1 protein-coding gene and 1 pseudogene are annotated in these 1142 nt (G+C 72.1%); both read right to left on the reverse strand.

Translation table 11 applies throughout. The features are described 5' to 3' along the window. Window positions 1–935: pseudogene (locus AB0G02_RS41565) on the reverse strand (hypothetical protein); the annotation flags it as partial. After that, a partial coding sequence (locus tag AB0G02_RS41570; protein WP_360806484.1) for a hypothetical protein occupies window positions 926–1142 on the reverse strand: 217 nt, incomplete at its 5' end. The pseudogene AB0G02_RS41565 and the gene AB0G02_RS41570, both read right to left, overlap by 10 nt.

Raw genomic sequence — 1142 nt, forward strand, 5'->3', positions numbered from 1 at the left:
CGACCCGCGAAGTACAGGACGTCCGGTCTGGAGGTGCAGATGTTCGGGATCATCTGGAGGAAGGTGTTCCCGACCCCGCCCAGGCGGGAGTCGAAGAACTCGGTCTGCCCCGCGAAGCGGTGGTCGGCGTCGACGAAGGCCGCCGAGAACGATTCCGCGAGCGTCTTCGCGTACAGCTCGGCCTCGGTGTTGTCCTGGATCAGCAGCGCGGTCCGGGCGTCCGCCTTGACGTGCGTCGCGGCGGCGCGCGCCTGGGCCGAGTTGGTGGGCGCCATGCGCAGCAGGCCGTTGATGTCCGTCAGGTCGTCCGAGGTGAGCGTCGAGGCGAACACCGGGATCTTGGCCGCGGACAGCCGCTTCACCGCGTCGCGGGAGGTGGTCAGGCTCAGCCCGATGCCCGCGACCGCGACCAGGTGGTCCGACGCGGCCCGCCGGCGTTCCAGCTCGGCCACGACCGGCTCCCACTGCCGCATCCCGCTGCCGGGGTTGGCCAGGAGCAGGCGGATGAGCGGCTGTTCGCCGGTGGCGGCGTCGTGGTTGGCGCGGTACTGCGCCGTGTACGCGCCCTGCATGTGGTGCTCGACCCACTCGATCGGCGTCGTGTCGTTCTCGGTCAACGTCATCGGGATCAGCAGGGCGATGCTGACGAACGTCTTGCCGGAGGCGAGGACGGCCGCGTTCTCGGCGCGCACCAGGTCCTGGATCCCGGCCAGCTCCGGTGCGAAGACGTAGCTCCCGTCCGTGACGCCGACGCACTCGCCGGTGTCCGTCCTCGTCACGCCCTCCGCGCACCGGCCGATCGACCGCAGCACCGTCGGCGCCACGACGGCCGCCGCCACCAGGGCCAGCACGACGCCGGCCGCGAGCCACCACTTCGGCTTCCGCCAGAACGGGCGCGGGACCGCCGGGATGTCTTCCTGCCGCTCTACCTCCACTGCGCGTACTCCTCCACCCGGTCCTGCAGGACGATGGCGCCCTCGCCCCGGGCCTGGCCCGCGATGAGTTCCACGCACGCGGCGATGGTGGGCCTGAGGTGCTCGGCCGGGTCGCCGGTCGGGTCCTGCTGGAGCCAGCGCGCCACGACGAGCCTGGGCAGCGCGCCTCCGCCCTCCCGGTCCGCGATGAGGTCCTCGACCTGCTCG

Origin of the sequence: Actinosynnema sp. NPDC023658 (genome assembly GCF_040639995.1) — a bacterium.
Lineage (GTDB): Bacteria > Actinomycetota > Actinomycetes > Mycobacteriales > Pseudonocardiaceae > Actinosynnema.